This window comes from Lysobacter sp. DMC97 (genome assembly GCF_056313745.1).
Map to the genome: position 1 here is coordinate 185,759 of NZ_JBQUZR010000006.1, position 21,209 is coordinate 206,967.

The 21,209-nt window shown below is 69.2% G+C and carries 24 protein-coding genes; 9 read left to right on the forward strand and 15 right to left on the reverse strand.

Annotated features, from left to right (window positions below):
- Positions 1-36: 36 nt before the first annotated feature.
- Positions 37-1,725, reverse strand: a complete 1,689-nt coding sequence (locus tag ACT53Q_RS14295) for a GspE/PulE family protein (protein ID WP_476187321.1) — start codon at positions 1,723-1,725, stop codon at positions 37-39.
- 230 nt (positions 1,726-1,955) lie between these two features.
- On the opposite strand from ACT53Q_RS14295, the gene ACT53Q_RS14300 reads away from it, so the two are divergent.
- From ACT53Q_RS14300 to ubiE, 5 genes are all read left to right on the forward strand, one after another.
- Entirely contained in the window at positions 1,956-2,591 is a 636-nt protein-coding gene (locus tag ACT53Q_RS14300; protein WP_476187322.1) for a hypothetical protein, read from the forward strand.
- A gap of 73 nt (positions 2,592-2,664) precedes the next feature.
- Positions 2,665-4,086 carry an XVIPCD domain-containing protein gene (locus tag ACT53Q_RS14305; protein ID WP_476187323.1) on the forward strand — a complete coding sequence of 474 codons (1,422 nt, stop codon included), beginning with the start codon at positions 2,665-2,667 and terminating at the stop codon, positions 4,084-4,086.
- Between the two features lie 69 nt (positions 4,087-4,155).
- On the forward strand, positions 4,156-5,463 hold the full coding sequence (locus tag ACT53Q_RS14310) for an SDR family oxidoreductase (protein WP_476187324.1): 1,308 nt from the start codon (positions 4,156-4,158) through the stop codon (positions 5,461-5,463).
- Between the two features lies 1 nt (position 5,464).
- Positions 5,465-5,929: a DUF2269 family protein gene (locus ACT53Q_RS14315; RefSeq protein ID WP_476187325.1), complete on the forward strand. Its 465-nt coding sequence runs from the start codon at positions 5,465-5,467 to the stop codon at positions 5,927-5,929.
- A 361-nt stretch (positions 5,930-6,290) separates the two neighbouring features.
- Positions 6,291-7,070 (forward strand): bifunctional demethylmenaquinone methyltransferase/2-methoxy-6-polyprenyl-1,4-benzoquinol methylase UbiE, encoded by a 780-nt coding sequence (gene ubiE / locus ACT53Q_RS14320; protein ID WP_476187326.1) that lies wholly within the window; start codon positions 6,291-6,293, stop codon positions 7,068-7,070.
- A gap of 170 nt (positions 7,071-7,240) precedes the next feature.
- Here the strand turns inward: ubiE and ACT53Q_RS14325 are convergent, their stop codons facing one another.
- The 9 genes from ACT53Q_RS14325 to ACT53Q_RS14365 all read right to left on the reverse strand — a co-directional run bounded on the left by ACT53Q_RS14325 (position 7,241) and on the right by ACT53Q_RS14365 (position 13,557).
- Positions 7,241-8,617, reverse strand: a complete 1,377-nt coding sequence (locus tag ACT53Q_RS14325) for an ATP-binding protein (RefSeq protein ID WP_476187547.1) — start codon at positions 8,615-8,617, stop codon at positions 7,241-7,243.
- 64 nt (positions 8,618-8,681) lie between these two features.
- The gene (locus ACT53Q_RS14330) at positions 8,682-9,377 is read right to left on the reverse strand and encodes a response regulator (RefSeq protein WP_476187327.1); all 696 of its coding nucleotides are present in this window, start codon (positions 9,375-9,377) and stop codon (positions 8,682-8,684) included.
- 118 nt (positions 9,378-9,495) lie between these two features.
- Positions 9,496-10,776, reverse strand: coding sequence for an RNA polymerase sigma factor (locus ACT53Q_RS14335; protein WP_476187328.1), 1,281 nt, complete (start codon positions 10,774-10,776; stop codon positions 9,496-9,498).
- Between the two features lie 70 nt (positions 10,777-10,846).
- Entirely contained in the window at positions 10,847-11,203 is a 357-nt protein-coding gene (locus ACT53Q_RS14340; protein WP_476187329.1) for a DUF1428 domain-containing protein, read from the reverse strand.
- 45 nt (positions 11,204-11,248) lie between these two features.
- Complete coding sequence (locus ACT53Q_RS14345) at positions 11,249-11,692, reverse strand: SRPBCC domain-containing protein (protein ID WP_476187330.1); 444 nt, start codon at positions 11,690-11,692, stop codon at positions 11,249-11,251.
- 27 nt (positions 11,693-11,719) lie between these two features.
- On the reverse strand, positions 11,720-12,178 hold the full coding sequence (locus tag ACT53Q_RS14350) for an SRPBCC family protein (protein WP_476187331.1): 459 nt from the start codon (positions 12,176-12,178) through the stop codon (positions 11,720-11,722).
- Between the two features lie 33 nt (positions 12,179-12,211).
- Positions 12,212-12,637 carry a VOC family protein gene (locus tag ACT53Q_RS14355; protein ID WP_476187332.1) on the reverse strand — a complete coding sequence of 142 codons (426 nt, stop codon included), beginning with the start codon at positions 12,635-12,637 and terminating at the stop codon, positions 12,212-12,214.
- A 30-nt stretch (positions 12,638-12,667) separates the two neighbouring features.
- The gene (locus ACT53Q_RS14360) at positions 12,668-13,078 is read right to left on the reverse strand and encodes a VOC family protein (RefSeq protein ID WP_476187333.1); all 411 of its coding nucleotides are present in this window, start codon (positions 13,076-13,078) and stop codon (positions 12,668-12,670) included.
- A 53-nt stretch (positions 13,079-13,131) separates the two neighbouring features.
- Entirely contained in the window at positions 13,132-13,557 is a 426-nt protein-coding gene (locus ACT53Q_RS14365) for a YciI family protein (RefSeq protein ID WP_476187334.1), read from the reverse strand.
- Between the two features lie 170 nt (positions 13,558-13,727).
- On the opposite strand from ACT53Q_RS14365, the gene ACT53Q_RS14370 reads away from it, so the two are divergent.
- From ACT53Q_RS14370 to ACT53Q_RS14380, 3 genes are all read left to right on the forward strand, one after another.
- The gene (locus ACT53Q_RS14370; protein ID WP_476187335.1) at positions 13,728-14,102 is read left to right on the forward strand and encodes a YciI family protein; all 375 of its coding nucleotides are present in this window, start codon (positions 13,728-13,730) and stop codon (positions 14,100-14,102) included.
- Between the two features lie 64 nt (positions 14,103-14,166).
- Positions 14,167-15,006: an N-formylglutamate amidohydrolase gene (locus ACT53Q_RS14375; RefSeq protein WP_476187336.1), complete on the forward strand. Its 840-nt coding sequence runs from the start codon at positions 14,167-14,169 to the stop codon at positions 15,004-15,006.
- Between the two features lie 25 nt (positions 15,007-15,031).
- Entirely contained in the window at positions 15,032-16,612 is a 1,581-nt protein-coding gene (locus ACT53Q_RS14380) for a peptide ligase PGM1-related protein (RefSeq protein ID WP_476187337.1), read from the forward strand.
- Positions 16,613-16,636: 24 nt separating this feature from the next.
- On the opposite strand, the gene ACT53Q_RS14385 is transcribed toward ACT53Q_RS14380, so the two are convergent.
- The 5 genes from ACT53Q_RS14385 to ACT53Q_RS14405 form a co-directional block, all read right to left on the reverse strand.
- Complete coding sequence (locus ACT53Q_RS14385) at positions 16,637-17,092, reverse strand: hypothetical protein (RefSeq protein ID WP_476187338.1); 456 nt, start codon at positions 17,090-17,092, stop codon at positions 16,637-16,639.
- Between the two features lie 123 nt (positions 17,093-17,215).
- On the reverse strand, positions 17,216-17,461 hold the full coding sequence (locus ACT53Q_RS14390; protein ID WP_476187339.1) for a hypothetical protein: 246 nt from the start codon (positions 17,459-17,461) through the stop codon (positions 17,216-17,218).
- Positions 17,462-17,531: 70 nt separating this feature from the next.
- Positions 17,532-18,341: a hypothetical protein gene (locus tag ACT53Q_RS14395; RefSeq protein ID WP_476187340.1), complete on the reverse strand. Its 810-nt coding sequence runs from the start codon at positions 18,339-18,341 to the stop codon at positions 17,532-17,534.
- Positions 18,342-18,532: 191 nt separating this feature from the next.
- On the reverse strand, positions 18,533-18,868 hold the full coding sequence (locus ACT53Q_RS14400) for a YkvA family protein (RefSeq protein WP_476187341.1): 336 nt from the start codon (positions 18,866-18,868) through the stop codon (positions 18,533-18,535).
- Between the two features lie 214 nt (positions 18,869-19,082).
- Entirely contained in the window at positions 19,083-19,967 is an 885-nt protein-coding gene (locus ACT53Q_RS14405; protein WP_476187342.1) for an SDR family NAD(P)-dependent oxidoreductase, read from the reverse strand.
- Between the two features lie 363 nt (positions 19,968-20,330).
- On the opposite strand from ACT53Q_RS14405, the gene ACT53Q_RS14410 reads away from it, so the two are divergent.
- Complete coding sequence (locus tag ACT53Q_RS14410) at positions 20,331-21,170, forward strand: universal stress protein (RefSeq protein WP_476187343.1); 840 nt, start codon at positions 20,331-20,333, stop codon at positions 21,168-21,170.
- Positions 21,171-21,209 lie beyond the last annotated feature (39 nt).

A 21,209-nucleotide genomic window follows, 5' to 3' on the forward strand; every position in this document is an offset into this window, starting at 1 on the left:
CTACCGCGAAGGTTCGCGGAGAAGTGCGGTGGCGCGCTACTCCACCCGCACCCGCCACGCTTCCGCCAGCGCGATCGCGCCGGTGCGCGCCAGCGTGACGGCGGCCTGGGTGATCGGCACCATGCCCTCCTCGACGGCGGCATCGTGCAGGACGTCGGCTTCGGCGCCGGGCACGATCAGGCGGCGCAGGCGCGGGGTGATCGTCATCAGTTCGTACACGGCGCGGCGGCCGTGCACGCCCAGGCCTTCGCAGTGTTCGCAGCCGCGGCCGGTGTGGAACACCTCGTCCAGGCCCACGCCCAGGCGTTCGCGCACGTGCGGGATCACCGGTTCGACGATGCGGCAGTGCGGGCAGGTCACGCGCACCAGCCGCTGCGACATCACCGCCAGCAGCGAGGCGCGCAGCAGGTAGGCCTCGACGCCGAGGTCGAGCAGGCGGGTGATCGTGGTCGCTGCGGTGTTGGTGTGCAGCGTGCTCAGCACGAGGTGGCCGGTGAGCGCGCTCTCGACCGCGATGCCCGCGGTCTCGCGGTCGCGGATCTCGCCGACCATGATCACGTCCGGGTCGTGGCGCAGGAAGTTGCGCATCGCGCCGGCGAAGGTGAAGCCGGCGGCGCGGTTCACCTGCATCTGCTGGATGTCCTCGATGTGGAACTCCACCGGGTCCTCGATGGTGAGGATGTTCACCCGGCGCTTGCGCATCTCCAGCAGCATCGCGTACAGCGTGGTCGACTTGCCGCAGCCGGTCGGGCCGGTGGTGAGGAACATGCCGTGGCTGGTGTCCATCACGTCGTCCAGCCGCTCGCGGTCGCGATCGGTCAGGCCCAGCTGTTCGAGGTTCCACAGGCTTTCGTCCGGGTCCAGCAGGCGGATCACCACGCTCTCGCCGAACACCGCCGGCAGCACCGAGATGCGCAGGTCGACGTGGCGGCCGTCCTCCAGCGGGAAGCTGGTGCGGCCGTCCTGCGGGCGCCGGTGCTCGGCGAGGTTCATCTGCCCCAGCACCTTGATCCGGCCGACCACCGCCGGATGCAGCGCGCGCAGCAACTGGCGCACCGGCACCAGTTCGTCGTCGATGCGGTAGAGCACGTCGGTGCCGTGCTCGCCGGGGCGCAGGTGGATGTCCGACGCGCGCCGCGCCACCGCGTCGGCGATCAGCGTGTGGACGATCCGCACCACCGGCTGTTCCTTCGCCAGCCGCTGCGCTTCGGCGGGATTGGTCTCGCCGGCGAGCGATTCGGGATCGATGCCGAGCTGGCGGGCGACGTTGCGGTCCTCCACGCGGTCGTAGCAGCGGGCGATGCCGTCGCGGACCTCGCGCGGCGAGCCGACCAGCGGGACCACGTGCAGGCGGCTGATGAAGTCGAGCACGCCCTGCGTCTGCCGCGTGCCCGGGTCCTCCATCGCCACCGCGATCATGCCGCCGTGGGCGCGCAGCGGGACGGCGCGCAGCTGCCGCGCCAGGTCCGGTCCGATCATCGCCACCGCCGCGGGGTCGGGGTGCAGCCGCGACAGCCGCACCAGCGGCACGCCCAGGGTCTGCGCCGTGCGCCAGCTCTGCTCCACCGCGTCGTCGCCCAGCGCCCGCCAAGCCGGCAGGTCGATGCCGGCGCCGGCCCCGGTGTCGGTGAAGGGCACCTGCGGGTAGGTCTGGAGATAGCGGTCGAGCGCCGCGTCGCTGTCGATCAGCAGTGGTCGTGCGAGGACGGACGAGTCGGATGGCATGGCGGCTTCCCCCCCGAGAGCCTGTCCCCAGTATCGCGACGCCGTTCACATTCCGGTTTGACGCCGATCAGGTCCGGCGATCGATGCCGCGACGTGGGTCGGATTCAGGCTATCGATCCGGGACGCGGGGCGATCGGTCGCCGCCCGGTCCGTGGCGTTCAGGAAGTCGCGGCCGCCCCTGCAGGGCTTCGACGTATAGTCCCCTGTCCCCCCACGCAAGGATGATCGCCATGCCGGCATCGCCCCCGCCGCGCCGCTTCGCCGCCACCGCGCCGGCCTGCGCGCTGGCGTTCGCCCTGTCCGCCTGCGTGCATCCGTCCGCACCCCCCGCCCCCAGTTCCGCCAAGGAGGAAACCGTCATGTCGCCCCAAGCCCAGGCCGCGAAGCCGTTGTCGCCGCAGCTCGACGCCGAGCATTCGCTGCAGAAGCTGCTGGACCTGCTGCGCGGCGCGCACCGGATCGAGGACATCGACGGCGCCGCCCTCCAGCGCGCGTTCGGCGTGGCGTTCGCCAGCCACGACGGCCGGCTCGGCTTCGGCGAGCAGATCACCGCCGACTGGTGGACCTCGATCGAGCTCGATCCGAAGCCGCCGTACGGCCCGCGCTTCGAGTTCGCCTTCCGCCCGGCCGATCCCAACGCCTACCCGTCCGCCAGCGACCTCTGCGCGCTCGATTTCGACCGCTTCGCCGCCGACCTGGTGGCCGCCGGTTTCCAGCGCGAGACCTACCGCGGCGAGCACAACCGGGTGATCCACGACACCTTCACGCGCGACGCGCTGAAGGTCACCGTCGAAACCCGCGGCGAGAACGACGACAGCCCCGAGAAGATCGCGCACGCCTGCGTGAAGACCGTCTTCGCCGAGTAAGCGCGGCCCTGCCGATCCCATTTCCGCCGGCGCGCGCCCTTCGCTGCGCCGGGCCTCCAGGAGGAACCCCGTCATGCCGCTCAGTGCCGCCGCGCAGACCCAGGTCGATGCGTTCAACGCCTCGCTGACCCCGGACCAGCGCACCAATTTCGCCAGTGCCCTCAGCCATTCCCCGGCGCTGGTCGACCAGATCAACACCGCCGTCGCCTCGGGCGACCTGCGCGGGTTCGCGCTGCTGCCGGCCGGCACCCACGCCGGCGGGCAATACAACCCGACCGCGCGGACCATGGAGCTGCCGGCGTCGATCATCAGCACACCCGCCGGCGGCCGCTACAACGCCGGCGAGCTGACCTTCGTGATGGGCCACGAGATCCAGCACGCGATCAACCGCCCGACGCAGGCGGCCGCGGACGCCACCCTCGCCACCGAGGGCAACCGCATCGGCCAGAGTGCGTCCGCGCACCACGACTACACCGCCGTGCTGGCGACGCGGCTCGCCGCCAACCGCACGGACGAGGCCAGCGCGCACATCGCCGGCTACAACGCCACGGTCAGCATGGTCCGCGCCAACGGCAACGCCAATCCGTCGCTGGAAGACATCTACCGCGCCAATCCGTCGCGCATGCAGGACTTCATCGCGGTCACGCCGGGCGCGGCCGGCGCGCCGTCCACCTACGCGCTGCGCCCCGGCCTCACCGCCAGCGCCGACATGAGCCTGCCGATCAACGCCGCCAACACCGAGGCGATGGGCCGGCATTACTTCGACCAGCCGGCCGCCACGGCGCGCCTGGGCGCGAACGGCGATTCGAACTACCAGAACTACTACGCCACCAACCTGGTCAGCTTCGCGGTGCAGGTCGAGCGCGCGAACGCGCCGACCCACGCCGCCGCGGGCCGCAGTCCGCAACTCGAACTCAACATGTCGACGCTGGGCATCAGCGAGGCGCAAGTGGAGCGCAACGGCCTGAACCTCGGTGCCGCCGGTGGACGCCAGCCCTACGTCAACACCGGCACGGCTCCGCCGACGCCGGGCAATTTCGACCACACCGCGACCACGCATCGCCACGTGCCGATCACGATGCCGGAAGTGCAGGCCCCGCCTGCACCGGCGCGGGCACCGGAAGGCGATCACCCGGCCGTCCGCCACGCGATGGACGCGCTCGACCGTTCGCCGAACATCCCCGCCGACGCCTTCGGTGCCGATCGCCAGCGCGTCGCCGCCGGCATCGCCGCGCATGCCTCGGCGCAGGGCATCACGCCCGACCATGTCGTGTTCAACGACCGTCGCACCGACCTGATCGCGGTGCAGGGCAGCCTGTCCGATCCCTCGGCGAAGATCGCCACGCCGCTGCCGGTCAACGACGCGCTGCGTACCGACATGCAGCAGGCGGTGGCGAGGATCGACACGCCGCAGCCGAACGGCCAGGCGCAGGCCTTCGCGCAGCCGGCGCAGGACGTCGCACAGCAGGACGCCGCGAAGCCGCGCATGCAGTGATCGCGTGACCGGGCACGCTTCGGCGCGTCCGGGCTGGCGCACGCGCACCGCGACCGGTAGCGTGCGCGCATGTCGCTTCCTCCCGCGCCCGTCTCCGCCGGCACCGTCCTAGTGCTCGGCGGCAACGGCTTCATCGCCGGTCACGTCATCGCCGCCCTGCGCGGCGACGGTTGGCGCGTGCTGCGCGGCGTCCGCGATCCCGGCCGGCCGCTGCACGACGACGAGCGGATCTGCGACTTCACCGCGATGACCGCGCCAGAGCACTGGCGCGACGCGCTGGCCGGCGTCGACGCCGTGGTCAACGCCGCCGGCATCCTCCGCGAGACCGGCCGGCAGACGTTCGAGGCGATCCACGTCGACGCGCCGCTGGCGCTGGCCCGCTCCTGCGTCGACGCCGGCGTGCGCCGCTTCGTGCAGATCTCGTCGGTCGGCGATCCGGCCGACGGCACCTTCGTCGCCAGCAAGCACCGCTTCGACGCCGAATTGCAGGCGCTGCCGCTGCCGTCGGTGGTGCTGCGGCCGGCGCTGGTCTACTCGCCGGCGGGCTCGTACGGCGGCACCTCGTTGCTGCGCGCGCTGGCGGCGCTGCCGTTCGGCGTGATGGTGCCCGGCGACGGCCTGTGGCCGCAGCAGCCGGTGGCGGCGGAAGACCTCGGCCGGCTGGTCGCGCGCGCGGTCGCGGGCGAGGCCTGCGGCATCTTCGACGTCGGCGGGCCGCAGCGCCTGTCGCTGCGCGACTACCTGCTGGCGTGGCGGCGTTGGCTGCGCCTGCCCGGGACCCGCGTCTGGCGCGTGCCGGCTGGGCTGGTCGGGCTCGGCGTGGCGCTGGGCGAGATTGTCGGCAGCGGCCCGATCGGCGGCACGACCTGGCGCATGCTCCGCCGCGGCGTGGTCGCCGGTGACGATGCCCTGCCGAAACTGCGCGACGCCTTCGGCTTCGAGCCGCGCCCGCTCGACGCCGTGCTCGCCGCGCATCCCGCGCAGGTACAGGACCGCTGGCATGCGCGGCTGTATCCCGTCACGCCGCTGCTGAAGGCGGGCGTCGTCGCGCTGTGGCTGCTGTCGGCCTGGGCGGGGTTCGCCACGCCCGCGGCGGACATCGAACACCTCGCCGCCGGTTCGCCGCTGGCCGACGCCGCGCCGGTCGCGCTGGCCCGCGGCGGGGCGGGGCTCGATCTCGTCCTCGGTCTGTGGCTCGCCAGCGGCTGGCGGCCGCGCGCCTGCCTCGCGCTGATGCTGGCCAGCGTGCTCGCCTACACGCTCGCCTTCGGCCTGCTGCTGCCGGCGCAGTGGCGGGACCCGCTGGGCGGCCTCGCCAAGAACCTCGTCGTGCTGCCCGCGGTGGCCGTGCTGTGGGTGCTGTCCGACCGGAGATGAGATGGACTACTTCACCCTGAAATGGATCCACATCCTGTCCTCGACCCTGTTGTTCGGCACGGGGCTGGGCATCGCGTTCTTCCTGTGGATGGCGCACCGCCGCGGCGACCCGCGCGAGATCGCCGCCACCGCGTCGACCGTGGTCGTCGCCGACGCCTGCTTCACCGCGCCGGCGGTGGTGGTGCAGTTCGCCAGCGGCCTGTGGCTGGCACAGATGGCCGGGCTGCCGCTGTCGATGTTCTGGCTGAAGACCGCGCTGGTGCTGTTCTTCGTGGTCGGCGCCTGCTGGCTGCCGGTGCTGTGGCTGCAGCTGCGCGCCCGTGACCTGGCCCGCGCCGCTGCCGCCGCCGGCACGCCGCTGCCGCCGGACTACTTCCGGGCGATGCGGTGGTGGTTCTGGCTGGGCTGGCCGGCGTTCCTCAGCGTGATGGCGATTTTCTGGCTGATGGTGAACAAGCCGGCGTGAGCGCCGACGGCGCCGCTTCGCGACTGATGCATCAGGCGGAAGAGGCGCGGCGATGCGCGCAGACGAGCCTCATGCGTGCGAACCCATCCCCACCCCAGCCCTCCCCTTGAAGGGGAGGGCTTCAAGACGCCATGCCGTTTTTTGCCGCTTGCAATGAATGGATTGCGGACCGGTGCGGCTCTCCCTCCCCTTCAAGGGGAGGGCTGGGGTGGGGATGGGTTGAATGCGACACGATCCCTTGGCGAAACGCTTCGCCGGCGTCTCCGCTGGTCGGCGAAGGGCGAAGACAAGGACGCAGCCGGCGACCGCAGCACGGGACGCGCGGATCGGCAGGTAAGGGAGGGCGCGGTAAACTGCCGCCATGAACAGCCCCGAACGCGATCCCGCAGCCGACGCCGCCCCCGACACCACCCACTTCGGTTTCCGCGACGTGCCCGTCGCCGAGAAGCAGAAGCTGGTCGGCGAGGTCTTCTCCTCGGTCGCCGGCAACTACGACTTGATGAACGACCTGATGAGCCTCGGCATCCATCGGGTGTGGAAGCGCTACTTCGTCGCCACCGCGCAGGTGCGCCCGGGCGACCGCGTGCTGGACCTCGCCGGCGGCACCGGCGACATCGCCGCGCTGCTGAAGGACCGCGTGGGCGACGAGGGCGAACTGGTCCTCGGCGACATCAATGGCGCGATGCTCCGTGTCGGCCGCGACCGCATGACCGATCGCGGCAACGTCCGCGGCTTCGAGTACGTGCAGTGCAACGCCGAGAAACTGCCGTTCCCGGACGCCAGCTTCGATCTCGTCACCATCGCCTTCGGCCTGCGCAACGTCACCGACAAGGACGCCGCGCTGCGCGAGATGCACCGCGTGCTGCGCGTCGGCGGCCAGGCCCGCGTGCTGGAGTTCTCCGAAGTCACCGCCGACTGGTTCAAGCCGATCTACGACTTCCATTCGTTCAAGGTGCTGCCGCGGCTGGGCAAGCTCTTCGCCAACGACAGCGACAGCTACCAGTACCTCGCCGAGTCCATCCGCAAGCATCCGCCGCAGGACCAGCTCAAGGGCATGATGGACGCCGCCGGCTTCGAGCGCTGCTCGTACAAGAATCTCTCCGCCGGGATCGTGGCGATCCATACGGGTTACAAGCTCTGAGGCGCGGGCCGCGGGCGAACGCGGCCGCGTCCCATGGACGCGCGGCTTTCTGAAAATCAATCGGGTCGCGACTCACGTCGCTCCTACAAAAGCGCGGCATGCCTGCTCTGTAGGAGCGACGTGAGTCGCGACCGTGTGCCCCGTGTCGTCTGCCTGCACTCGTGCGGCGATCACGCCGTCGGCAGCGTCACCGTCGCGCGCAATCCGCCGAGGGTCGGCGAGGCGTCGAGCGCAATGCGGCCGTCATGCTGCAGCAGGGCTTCGGCGACGATCGCCAGGCCCAGGCCGCTGCCTTCCACGCCGGTGCCGAGTTCGCGGTGGAAGCGTTCGAACACGCGTTCGCGTGCGGCTTCGGCGATGCCGGGGCCGGAATCCTCGACCGTCAGCACCACGCCGCCGGGTTCGCGCGCCGTGCGCACCAGCACTTCGCCGCCGGCGGGCGTGTAGCGCAGCGCGTTGTCGACGAGGTTGCGCACCAGCGCGTCCAGCGCCGAGGCATCGCCGGAGACGGCGGCCGGTGCGAGTTCGAGCCGCAAGTGCTTGCCGGCGGCGATGTCGAGCGCGCCGAAGTCGCGTTCGTGCTGGCGCACCAGCGCGACCAGGTCCACCGGGACGTGCGTGCGGGTGGCGCCGGCACTCTCGATTCGGCTGAGCGCCAGCAGCTGCGCCACGAGCTGTTCCATGCGGCGGATGCCGGCGTCGAGGTGGGTCTGCGACTGCGCGCGTTCGTCGTCGTTCCCGGCGTGGCGCAGGTTGTAGGCGTGCACGCGCAGCGCGGCGATCGGCGTGCGCAGTTCGTGCGCGGCATCGGCGGTGAAGCGGCGCTGGCGCGCGAGTTCGCGGCGCAGGCGATCGAGCAGGCCGTTGACCGCCTGCACCAGGCCATGCACTTCGCGCGGCACGCGCGTGGTCTCGATCGGTTCCAGATGCTCCGGTTCACGGCGGGCCACCGCGTCGGACACGCTTTCGACGCTGCGGCTGGCCCAGCCGACCACCCCCCAGGTCAGCAACGCGATCAGCGGCAGCGCCACCAGCAGCGGCAGCAGCGTGCCGAGCGCGATGTCCTCGGCGATCTCCTCGCGGATCGCGGCCAGTTCGCCGGACTGGTACCAGCGCCCCGACGGCGCGCGCAGGGTGAAGGTCCGCCAGTGCTGGCCATTGATCACGCGATCGGCGAAGCCCGGCACGAGCGGCGCCAGCCATTGGTCGGGGCCGCTGTCGGAACGCAGCAGCAACTTGCCGCCGGCATCGCGCACCTGGAACGCCAGCTTGGTCTCGTAGGCGTGGCCGCCGGTCTGCGCCAGCACCGTGCCGACGCCGTCCACCTGGCCGCGCCAGACCTGCACCCGCAATGCGTGTTCGTGATGGTCGCCGGACGTCACGTCCAGGTGCGCCAGCGGTTCGTCGACCAGGCTCATCAGTACCCGCGAGGAATGCGCGAGCTTGGCGTCGAACAGTTCGCCTGCTTCCTGCAGGCCGGTGTGGTAGCTCACGCCCACCGCCGCGAGCAGCAGCAGCGTGGTCGGCCCGAGCAGGCCGATGAGCAGCGCGCGGCGGATCGAGATCCGCCGCGCGGGCGCGGCGTCCTGCGGCGCGCTCATGCCGGCCTGCTCATGCCGGTGTGTCACCGTCGCCGGCGTCCTGCGCCACGCGTTCGTCCAGCGCGTAGCCGACGCCGCGCAGCGTGCGGATCAGCGCCGGGTCGAGTTTCTTGCGCAGCGCGTGCACGTGGACGTCGAGCGTGTTGCTGGTGACGTCCTCGTCCCAGCCGTAGAGCCGCTGCTGCGCGGATTCGCGCGAGATCGGCCGGCCGCGCTGTTCCATCAGCAGCCGCAGCAGCGCGAACTCGCGTCGCGGCAGGTCGAAGCTGCGGCCGCGCCAGATCACCTCCATCCGCTCGGGGTCCAGTTCGAGTGCGCCCATGCGCAGCGTCGGTGCCGCGCGCCCGCCGGTGCGGCGCAGCAGCGCGCGCACGCGGGCCAGCAGTTCGCCGGTGTCGAAGGGCTTGCCGAGGTAATCGTCGGCGCCGGCATCCAGGCCGAGGGTGCGGTCGGCGGCGCGTTCGCGCGCGCTCAGCACCAGGATCGGCGCGATCACGCCCGCGCGCCGCGCCTGGCGGATCACCTCCATGCCGTCCATCTGCGGCAGGCCCAGGTCGAGCACCGCCAGATCGACGCCGCCGTCGCGCAGCGCCGACAGCGCACTGGCGCCGTCGCGCAGCCAGTCGACGGTGAAGGCGGCCCGCCGCAGCGCCGTGCGGACGCCCTCGCCGAGCGATTCGTCGTCTTCGATGAGCAGGATGCGCATGCGTCGAGTGTCGCCGGGCCGGCGCGACCGGGCAAGCTGCATGACGCCAGCGGCGGCGCAGGCCGGCCGAATCGTTGCGAAAGCGTGAGCGAATCGTTGGGAAATCGTTGGCCGGCGCTCAATCGCCGATGCAGGCGCGGGCACGCGCATGCATGAGGACGCGGTCGCGCGCGTTGCCCGCGAGGGCCGCGGCGCGCGTGAAGGCGTCGCGGGCCTCGTCGCGGCGTTCGAGCTTCAGCAGCACGTCGGCGCGCGCGGCGTGCAGCAGGGCGTAGTCGCGCAGCGCGGGGGCGTCGTGCAGGGCGTCGAGCAGCGGCAGCGCCGCGGCCGGGCCCTGCGCCTGCGCAACGGCCACTGCACGATTGAGTTCGACCACCGGCGACGGCGCGATGCGCGCCAGCGCGCCGTAGAGCGCGGCGATCCGCGCCCAGTCGGTGTCGTCGGCGCGGCGCGCGCGCGCATGGCAGGCGGCGATCGCGGCCTGCATCACGTACGGGCCGGGCGCTTCGCCGGCGGCCACCATGCGCCGCTGCGCACGATCCAGCGCGGCCAGTCCGCGCGCGATCTGCAGGCGATCCCAGCGGCTGCGGTCCTGGTCGGGCAGCAGGATCGGCGTGCCGTCGGCGGTCACGCGCGCCTTCGCGCGCGAGGCCTGCAGTTCCATCAGCGCGAGCAGGCCCAGCGTTTCATCGTCGTCCGGCAGCAGGCCGGCCAGCACGCGGCCCAGGCGCAGCGCTTCCTCGCACAGCGCCGGCCGCATCCAGTCCTCGCCGGCGCTGGCGGCGTAGCCTTCGTTGAAGATCAGGTAGACCACTTCGCGCACGGCATCGAGGCGTTCGCGCAGTTCCGCACGCTGCGGCACTTCGAATGGCACCTGCTTCTCCGACAGCGTTCGCTTGGCGCGGACGATGCGCTGCGCCACCGTCGGTTCCGGTTGCAGGAAGGCGCGCGCGATCTCGGTCGTGGTCAGGCCACCGAGCAGGCGCAGGGTCAGCGCGACGCGCGATTCGCGCGGCAGCACCGGATGGCAGGCGGCGAACATCAGCCGCAGCAGGTCGTCGCCGATGGCGTCGTCCGCTTCGTCCGCGGCGCGATCCTCCTGCATGTGCGCTCCGAACGCCTCCAGGTCCGCGCCGTATTCGCCCAGTTTCTGCGCGTGCAGCGCACGCTGGCGCAGGTGGTCGATCGCGCGGCGCTTGGCGGCGGTGGTCAGCCACGCCGCCGGGTTGTCGGGAACACCATCCGCGGGCCAGCGTTCGAGCGCCGCCACCTGCACGTCCTGCGCGAGTTCCTCGGCGATGCCGACATCGCCGATGATGCGCGCGATCCGCGCGACCAGCCGCGGCGCCTCCATGCGCCACAGGGCGTCGAGCGTGCGGTGGAGTCGGTCCTCGATCATCCCCGCGATGACAGCACCGCCACCGAGCGCATGCAAGCGCCGCGGCGGCGGCGGCTTGCATCCTGCACGCTCACAGCCGGACCATCTCCCTGAATCCGCCCCAGAACATGCGCTTGCCGTCGAACGGCATGTCGGCCGACGGCGTGCCGCCGAAGAACGGATCGGCCATCACCAGGCGGTTGACCTTGTCGCGGTGCGCGCGCGAGCGATAGACGATCCACGCGAACACCACCACCTCATCGTCCTTCAGCTTCACCGCCTGCGGGAACGACGTGTGCTTGCCGGGCTTCACGTCGTCGGCCACGCACTCGACGTATTCGAGCGCGCCGTGCGACTTCCAGACCTTGCCGGCCTTGCGCGCCAGCTTGCGGTAGGCGTCGAGTTTCGCCTTCGGAACGGGCACCACGTAACCATCGACATAGGCCATGTGCGTTCTCCTGTCTCTGCGTTGCGTTGCGTTGCGGCAGGCCGGTCAGCCGGCGACGGGATGCCGCGCGCGCAGCGCGGCGGTCAGGCGATCGAGGTTCTGCTCGTTCGCCGGTTCGCAGATCGCGCGCAGCGCCTCGGCGACGGCGGGATCGCGGAAGTCCTGGTGCCAGTGCAGGTCGGTGCCGCCGTCGGCGTCGCGCAGCGTGACCGTGAGCGTGAACAGCGGTGCGTTCACATGCTCGATCACGACGCGGCGACCCGGTTCCAGCGCGGCGAACACGCTGCGGTTCGGGTAATCGCGGCCGTCGGGGCCGTGCATCGTGTAGTCCCAGCGGCCGCCGGGCGCGAAGTCGCACACGTCGAACGTGTTGGTGAAGCCGTCCGGTCCCCACCACGTCGCGAGGCAGGCGGGATCGGCGAAGGCGGTGTAGATCGCGTCGGGCGGGAACGGCAGCGTCCGTCGCGTTTCGAGTGCGGTCTCGGTCATGGCGGATGTCCTCGTCGGTCGACGCGCTCAGGCGCCGTCGGGGATTGCGGGTTCGACCAGCTGCGCGAGCAGGGTCAGCGATTCCTGCCAGCCGAGGTAGCACATCTCGACCGGAATCGCCGCCGGAATGCCCGACTGCACGATGTTCACTTCGGTGCCGCACGACACCGCGCGCAGTTCGACCTCGACGGTCATCTCGCCGGGCAGGTTCGGATCGTCGAAGCGGTCGGTGTAGCGGATGCGCTCGTTCGGCACGAGGTCGGTGTAGGTGCCGCCGAAGCTGTGGCTGGCGCCGGTGGAGAAGTTGGTGAAGCTCATGCGGTAGCTGCCGCCGACGCGCGCGTCGAGGTGGTGCACCTTGCCGGTGAAACCGTGCGGCGGCAGCCATTTCGCCTTGGCGTCGGCGTCGAGGAAGGCGCGGTACACGCGCTCGGGCGGCGCGCGCAGCACGCGGTGGAAACGGACGGTGCCGGTGTCGGATGTCATGGCGGGAATCTCCTGTCGGGAAGGGGCGAAGCGTCAGGCGTCGGCGGCGGGAGGCATGCCCTCGCGAGGTATGTCCTTGACCCAGAACACGCCCCACATGTGGCCGTCGAGGTCCTCGAAGCCGTGGTCGTACATGAAGCCGTGATCCTGCGCCGCGTTCGGCGTGCTGCCGCCAGCGGCCACCGCCTGCGCGACCAGTGTGTCGACCGCGTCGCGGCTGTCGCACGACAGCGCGAGCAGTGCTTCGGTCACCGCGTGCGCATCGGCGATCGGCTTGGTGGTGAGCCCGGCGAACACCGGCCGCGCGACCAGCATGACCCGCGCGTGTTCGGAGATCTGCAGGCACGCGCCCTGGTCGCTCGCGAACGCCGGGTCGAACGGGAAATCGAGCGCCTCGAAGAACGCGATCGACCGCGGCAGGTCGGCGACGGGCAGGCTGATGAAGAGGGTGCGGGACATGGGCGGGTTCCTGGCGGTCGGAAGGCGGCGTCAGCCGGGCTGCTTCATGCAGTTGACCATCCACGGCTTGCCGAAGCGGTCGGCGAACGCGCCCCAGCGATGCGCCCAGAAGGTCTCCTGCAGCGGCATGTGCACCGTGCCGCCGGCGGACAGCGCGGCGAAGACGCGTTCGGCCTGTTCGATGCCGTCGATCATCAGGTTGACGCAGGTGTTGCCGTGGCCGTCGTGCGGCGGCGGGCCGTCGGCGCCCATGATCTCGGCGCCGTCGGCGACGAGGTGGCAGTGCATGATGCGGTCGCGTGTGTCCGGCGGCACCTGGTCGCGCATCGGCGATTCGCCGTAGGTCGAGGACATCACGATCTCGCCGCCGAGCGCGTCGCGGTAGAAGGCGAAGGCGTCGGCGCACTGGCCGTCGAAGTTCAGGTAGGGAATGGCGTGCATGGCGGAGGTCTCCGGTCGGGTGGGCAGGGCGGGGGCGGGGAAGCTGCGGCGGGTCAGGGGTGTGCGTCGAGGCGGGCGCGCAGCTGTTCCTCGCGTTCGCGCAGTTCGGGGGTGAAGGCCTCGCCGAAGTCGTCGGCTTCGTACAGCGGCCGCAGCTCGACCACGCTGGGACCCTGGTGCGGGCTGGGACAGCGGCGTGCCCATTCGATGGCTTCCTCCATCGACCGCACCTGCCACAGCCAGAAGCCGGCGATGAGTTCCTTCGTTTCGGCGAACGGGCCGTCGACGACGTGCCGCTGCGGGCCGTCGTAATGCACGCGCACGCCGGCCGACGACGGTTTCAGGCCTTCGCCGGCCAGCAGCACGCCGGCATCGGCCAACTGGTGGTTGAAGCGGTCCATGGCCTCGAACAGCGCCGGGTCGGGCAGGCGGCCGGCCTCGGAGTCGGGCGTGGCCTTCACGATCGCCATCACTTTCATGTCGCGTCCTCGGTTGGAAGGGGTCTTCATCCGGTACGACGATCCGGCGCGACGGGAATCGACACGCCGCCGGAAATTTTTTTCGCATCGGGCGATTCGCCGGATGGCACGGGCCGCGACGGCCCGACTGGGGCATCATCCGCAGGCCAAGGCCGCCCCCGGGACCCGCGATGCGCTTTCTTCTGCTGATCCACACCGACCCCGCGCTGATGGCGACGCTGCCGCCGGACGAGTTCGACCGCCTGATGCACGGCTGCATCACCCATGCCGACGCGCTGGAGGCCGAAGGTCGGCTGATCGGCTCGCAGCAGCTGGAGGACGCCTCGACCGCGCGCACCCTGCGCGTGCGCGACGGCGCGTTGCGCGTGACCGACGGGCCGTTCGCCGAGACGAAGGAGTTCCTGGCCGGCTACAGCCTGATCGAGGCCGACAGCCTGGACGAGGCCGTGCGCATGGCCGAGGCCTGGCCGTGGAGCCGCTACGGTGCCGTCGAGGTCCGCCAGGTGCGCGATTTCGACGCCGTGCGCCGGCGCGTGGGCGCCTGAGCATTCGACTGCTTGATCGATCGTCGCGCTTGTCCGTGCCGCGGCGACTTGCCATGATCGACCCATGCCCTTCGACGACGACCCCGTCGGCGACCCGCATGCCGGGGCCTTTCCGCCGCTGACCGGCCCGCTCGATCCGCCCGTGTTCACCCACGTCCCGGGCGCCTCGACGCGGGCCCTGCTGCTGTGCGACCACGCGTCCGATGCCGTGCCCGCCGCGCTGGGCCGGCTGGGCCTGCCGGACGCCGCGTTCGCGCGGCACATCGCCGTCGACCTGCACGCCGCCGACGTGACCCGCGCGCTGGCCGCGCGGCTGGGCGTGCCGGCGTTCCTGCACGGCTGCTCGCGGCTGGTGATCGACGCCAACCGCACCTGGGACGACGCCACGCTGTGCCCGTCGGTCAGCGACGGCACCGTGGTGCCCGGCAACATCGCGCTGCCCGAACACGCGCGCCGCTGCCGCTGGGAACAGTTGCACCAGCCCTACCACCGCGCCATCGCCGGCTGGCTGCACGACCGCCTGCTCGCCGGCGAATGCCCCGCGATCATCTCGATCCACAGCTTCACGCCCGAACTCGGCGGCGAGAAGCGGCGCTGGCCGGTGGCCGCGCTGTGGAACGAGGACGGCCGCATGGCGCAGCCGTTCCTGCGCGCGCTGCGCGAGCTGGACGGCCTCGATGCCGGCGACAACGTGCCGTACTCCGGCCGCGTCGGTTTCGGCTACACCATGGCCACCCACGCCGAACCGCACGGACTGCCGCACCTGCTGATCGAACTGCGCCAGGACGTGCTCGCGGACGCGGCGGAGCGCGTGGCGTGGATCGACCGGCTGGCGCTGCGGCTGTCGGCCCTGATCGACGACCCCGCCTTCCACCGTCCCTTCAACGCCGCCGCCGGCGACTGACCCCTCGCCGCGGAAGGAGCGCCGCATGCAGGCCCACGCACGGGATTGCCCGCAGATCGCCTCGCAGGACGCCTGGCCCGCACCCGGCTCCGGCGAGGAGCGCGCCCGCTTCCTCGCGTTGCAGACGCGGCTGGCGCCGATGTTCCGCGAGGTCTACGCCGACCCGCTGGCGGAGCGCACGGTGGTGGTGATCCCGGGCCTGAGCCTCGACCAGGAGACGCTGGGCCGGATCGTCGGCGCGCCGCACTACGAGGAGCGCCAGCTCAGCCTGCTCATGCTACTGCGGCTGCCGCGCACCCGCATCGTCTACGTCACCAGCACGCCGGTCGATCCGGCGGTGATCGACTACTACCTCGGCCTGCTCACCGGCGTGCCCGCCGGCCACGCGCGTCGGCGGCTCACGCTGCTGTCGGCTTACGACGGCGCGGCGCGCTCGCTCACGTCGAAGATCCTCGAACGCCCGCGCCTGCTGCAGCGCATCCGCGACGCCATCGCCGATCCCGCGACCTCGCACATCAGCTGTTTCAACACCACCGCCGACGAAGTCACGCTGGCAGTGCGGCTGGGCATCCCGCTGTACGCGTGCGATCCCGCGCTGGGCTGGCTCGGCACCAAGAGCGGCAGCCGGCGCGCGTTCCGCGAGGCCGGCGTGCCGCTGCCCGACGGCGCCGAAGACCTGCGCGACCTCAATGCACTCTGCGACGCGCTCGCCGCGCTGAAACGGCGCAACCCGACGCTGCGTCGCGCGGTGGTGAAGCAGGAGGACGGCTTTTCCGGCGAAGGCAACGCGGTGTTCGAGTTCGCGGGCGCGGATGCCGGCGCGGTCACGCCCGCATGGGTGCGCGAGGCGATGCCGCAGCGGCTGAAGCCCGAGGCCGACGGCCTCGACGCCGCCGGCTACCTCGCCAAGTTCGCCGCGACCGGCGGCGTGGTCGAGGCGTGGATCGACGGCGACGACAAGCGCTCGCCGTCGGTGCAACTCCGCAGCAGCGCGATCGGCACGCTGGAGGTCATCTCTACCCACGACCAGTTGCTCGGCGGCCCGACCGGGCAGGTGTTCCTCGGCAGCACGTTCCCGGCCGACGCGCGCTATCGCGCCTCGTTGCAGGCGGCGGGCGTGCGCATCGGCGACGTGCTGCGCGGCCACGGCGTGCTCGGCCGCTTCAGCGTCGACTTCGTGACCGTGCGCGACGGCGACGATTGGCGGCACTTTGCCATCGAGATCAACCTGCGCAAGGGCGGCACCACGCTGCCGTTCCAGATGCTGCAGTTCCTCACCGACGGCCGCTACGACCCCGAACGCTGCGAGTTCGTCACGCCCACCGGCCAGCGCCGCGTCTACCGCGCCACCGACAACCTGCGCAGGCCCGAATACCGCCGGTTGACGCCCGACGACCTCGTCGACCTGATCGTCGAGCATCGCCTGCACTTCGACCCGACGCGCCAGCAGGGCGTGGTGTTCAACCTCATCGGCGCGCTCAGCGAATTCGGCAAGCTCGGCCTGGTCAGCATCGCCGACACGCCGGAAGCGGCCGACGACCTCTACCGCCGCACGGTGGCGGTGATCGATCGGGAGGTGGGGGTGGGCGAAGAAGCGCCTGCATGAGGTCCGGCTGAAAGCTGGCCTGCCTCACGCGCCGCGCGGCGGTTGCCCGCGCCCGGTCAGCTTGATCGCGATGACGCGATCGGGCCGGCGCACCGTGATCCGCCGCCACCACAGGAACTCCCACCACGTGATGTTCCCGCAGCGGCAGCCGGTGCTGTACAGCCACGACTTCGGCCGCATCGACGGCAGCGCCGAGCCGCAGTCCTCGCACTGCACGTAACCGCCCGGCGTCGGCACCCAGCCGCTGCCGGCGTACGGCCACACCACGAAGAGTGCGTCCAGTTGCGGCCGATGCAGTGTCGGCAGCCGTTTGCGCAGCCAGCGCTCGCGCTCGGTGCCGAGCTTGTGGCCCTTGATCCACGCATCGGACGTCGCATCCATGGGATTCGCCTCGTCCAGCACCCGCCGGACCTCGTCCGACTGCCGCTGCACCTCGGCCTTGCCGAGCTTCTTCAGCGCACGCTTGCGTTCGGGGTCCATGCGGGCACTCGATGGCGGGGGACACGATCGTAGCGCCCGGAGCGGGCTGCGGGTGACGCGGCAGTTCGGCGTTTCGATCAGGACGGCGCCGCGACGGCGTTCGCGCTCGCCGGGACGACCGGCCTAGTGATTGTCGCGGCGAAGTCGATAGGCAGCGCGCTCGATCGCCGCGGAACGCGAGATCGACGGCGTCGCCTTCAGCTCCAGCGCGATCAGGCGCTCCACCTTCGCTGCGTCCCCGTGGCACAGCCGCAACAATGCCGCCTCCGGAGAAGCAGGCTCGGCCGACGCGGGTTTCGTTCTCGATCGCTGTCGCTGCAGGAACAGCGCGATCACGGCGATGACGACGAGGATGGCAATGAGGGTCATCGTGGCGGTGTCCTTCGTCGTGTCGGCATCCAGTCCAGACAAATGATAACCTGAGCAGGTGCGTTGCTTGCTATTGACTGGTGACGTCTTTGTAGATTTCAGTCTGATCTTCGCTGAATATCATTTTGTCCGGTGTTGTTATGTTGCGAACAGAGCCGTCCATGTATTGTATTTTCACGGAGCGTATTTTGGCTGTGCTGGGCATGTCGCTCATCCAGACATAGTCAAAGTCATAAGTGCCGGACATGTCGGGCTCGATAGGGCCAACCAATTTAAGTGTCTTATGCCCACCAAAAGGGTCGCCTACCGGATTTAGCGCGGATACGGTGATCCACATGTATTTTATCGTTTTCTTCGTTGGGTTCAGTACTTCGAATTTCAGTCCAGTGCCATTGGTGTATTCGCTTTCGTCTGTAAGGCTCCAATCGGCAATGATGGCGCCATAAGAGCTCATGGATTTGATTGTTGATAGCAGTTTATCTATCCGTGACTTTTGGGCGATAAGTGAAACATATTTCCCATTTTCATGTAGTGAGGACCAGTCTCTATCAGAAAAGGACGAAATTTTCTCTTTTTGTTCTTCTGTAAGAGAAATTTTGTTTTCTTCTATGTAGAAGAATTCACCTTTCCAAGCGAACTCAAGGAATGTCTCGCTTGCTGAGTACTTTGAGCAAGTCTTCCTTCCCGTGATGAAAATTGTTTCACCGCCGTTGAAATACTTCGAACCTGATGTGTAGCACGGGTCGCTTATCGAGGTTCCGGCAAATGCGCCGGGGTCGATTTTCGCTATAAAAAACTTGATCTCATCTTCGGCTGAGGCGGAGATTGAGAATAGCAGTAAAACGATAGCGCCAGCGGCTTTGATTCGACTGGATGTCATTTTCAAAACCCCTCGTTTTCACGTATTTGACAAATCTGATAACAGTTGAAAATCAAAGAAGAATTTGGTTGACCCTAGTGTGCGTAAAACGCACACTAGGGGGGCGAAGAAAAACGCCTTGTCTCTAGATATGTAGTCAATGGCCGCGGGAATGGCCTTGAATTCTGCCTGGTGTGCAGGCTTTCACTTATTCAAGAAAACCACTGGGAAAGAGTCTTTTTTGCTCTTTCGGAGTGCTCTTCTTTTATATGAGCTGCCGTAGTGGCTAATGCCGCGACCAGCACGCCAAGATCATCGGTATATCCGACGATCGGAGCTATATCGGGAATGGCGTCTACAGGCGAAATGAAATAGCCAAGAGATGTGATCATGGCGGCTTTGGCCCAAGCGGGCGTGTCCACATCTAGCGCCGAGTAGTACATCTTGAGTGCTGGCTCAAGAACACCTTCTCCAGCGGTTCTCGCATAGCCTTTCACTTTGTCCCAAAAATTGCTGTCGGAGTACTCGGTGCTGAATTGATCTGACATGGGATTCCTTCCTCGTCGTCGTTTGGTGGCAATGTAGTTTGATGCTTCAGATGAGCTGCTTTTGAATATTGATGATGGGCATTGGATGGTGTGACGAGCAATCAGTGGCATCGCGGATCTCGAGCTCAGCCGAGCGTAAGCGGCAAGCCCTCGTTTGCCAAGCAACCCACGGCGCAGTCGTTCGCTTGCTTGCTGGAGCAAAGTCAAGCGTCCCTCACCTCCCCGTATACCCCCCATCGATCACCAGTTCGCTGCCCGTGACGAACTTGGATTCGTCGGAGATAAGATAGACCACGCCCCAGGCGATGTCGTCGGGTTCGCCCATGTGGCCGAGGGGATGGAGTTTGCCGACGTCGTCGCGGGCGGCGTCGATGTCGGTGGCGCCGCTGGCGCGGAGGTGGTGTTCGACCATCGGGGTCCAGATATAGCCAGGGTGAATCGAATTCACTCGGATTCGATCGGCGGCGTAGATCATCGCATCGGTCTTGCTCATCAGTCGCACCGCGCCCTTGGAGGCGTGGTACGCGGGCACGTCGGGCGCGCCGACGAGGCCGTAGATCGACGACAGGTTGACGATGCTGCCGCCGCCCGCGGCCTTGAGGTGCGGGATCGCGTGCTTGGTGCAGAAGAACACGCCCTTCACGTTGACCGCCTGTACCCGGTCCCACTCTTCCTCGGTGAGCTCGTGCGTGAGCTTGGTCGAGCCGGAGATGCCGGCATTGTTCACCAGCGCGTGCACGCCGCCGAAATGCGCGGCGACCGCGTCGATCGCCTCGTGGACGTTCGCCTCCGACGCCACGTCGACATGCCAGTAGCGCGCCGGAATCCCCCGCGCCTCCAGCGCCGCAGCGAGCGCCTCGCCCTCGGCATCGAGCACGTCGAACAACGCGACCTTCGCCCCCTGCTCGCCCAACCGCTCGGCGCAGGCACGCCCGATGCCCAGCGCGGCGCCGGTGATGATGCAGACCTTGTCCCGAGTACGCGACATGACGACCTCCGTCGGATGATGGTTTTCCGCATGACAGCACATCGCGGGTCGACGGTCATTGATGCGGGGCAAGAAATCCATGCTTTGAATGACAGTGCACATCGTCCTCATGCGCTCTCCGTGCGATCCACGTTTCCTGAACAGGAAACCCGGAGGGCGGCGGACACGATGTCCGCCGTTTTTCGACGAGGCAGGACGCCTCGTCGAAAAATTCCGGCCACGACTCCGACGGCAGGTTTGAAGTGGCCCTGAAAAGTTTCTTTGGTGACTTTCTTGACTCGCGCCTGCGGCGCTCGCCCTTCGGGCCGGCTTCGCCGTTCGCGCCGCATGCGGCGCGGTGCGCAAAGAAAGTCACCCGCGCGAAGCGCGGAAGCCATTGATTCTCATGGATGCGCTTGGAGTTTGACCCCGGTCAACCCCATCCCATCCCGGATGTGCCCTAATGCAGGGACCGTAACCCTCGCGAGGTGCGTCATGTACAAGGACATCCTGATTCCGTACGTGAACGAAGACAGCCTGGGCGCACCACTCGTCGCTGCCTCCGCACTGACCTGCGAGTTCGACGCGCGGCTGGCGGTGCTGGTGACGGTGGACGTGCCCACGCCCATGCCCAGCGATTTCGGCGCCATGGCCTACGACGTCTACGCGCGCCTGCACGAAGAAGCGCGGCGACGCGCGGCCGAGCGCGCGGAGCGGGTGCGCACACGCTTCGCGCACGCGGAGCCGGCGATCGAGGTGCGCATCGCCGAGTCGGTGTCGCTGTATCCGCAGAACACCACGACGATGCACGCGCGCTATGCCGATCTCGTCGTGCTGCCGGGCATGCGCGGCGACAGCGACGATCTCCTGCTGCACGACCATTTCCACGACGTGCTGCACCATTCGGGTCGGCCGGTGCTGGTGGTGCCGCCGGGCGCGACCGCGCCGATGCCGCCGAAACGCGCGGTCGTCGCGTGGAAGCCGACGCGCGAGGCCGCGCGTGCGGTCGCCGACGCGATGCCGCTGCTGCGCTGCGCGGACGTCGTCGACGTGGTGGTGATCGATCCGATGGTGGGCGAGGGCGCGCACGGCAGCGAGCCGGGCGCCGACATCGCCGCGCATCTGGCGCGGCACGAGCTGCGGGTCGAGGTGTCGGTGCGGCCGAGCATGAACTTCTCCGCCGCCTACGCGCTGCTCGACCACGCGCGCACGGTCGGCGCGGACCTGTTGGTCGCCGGCGGCTACGGGCATTCGCGGCTGCGCGAGGCGGTGCTCGGCGGCACGACGCGCGAACTGCTGCAGACCGCGCAACTGCCGGTGCTGTTCTCGCACTGACCGCAGCGGTCGCGATGAATGCATGCCGCCGCACGATGC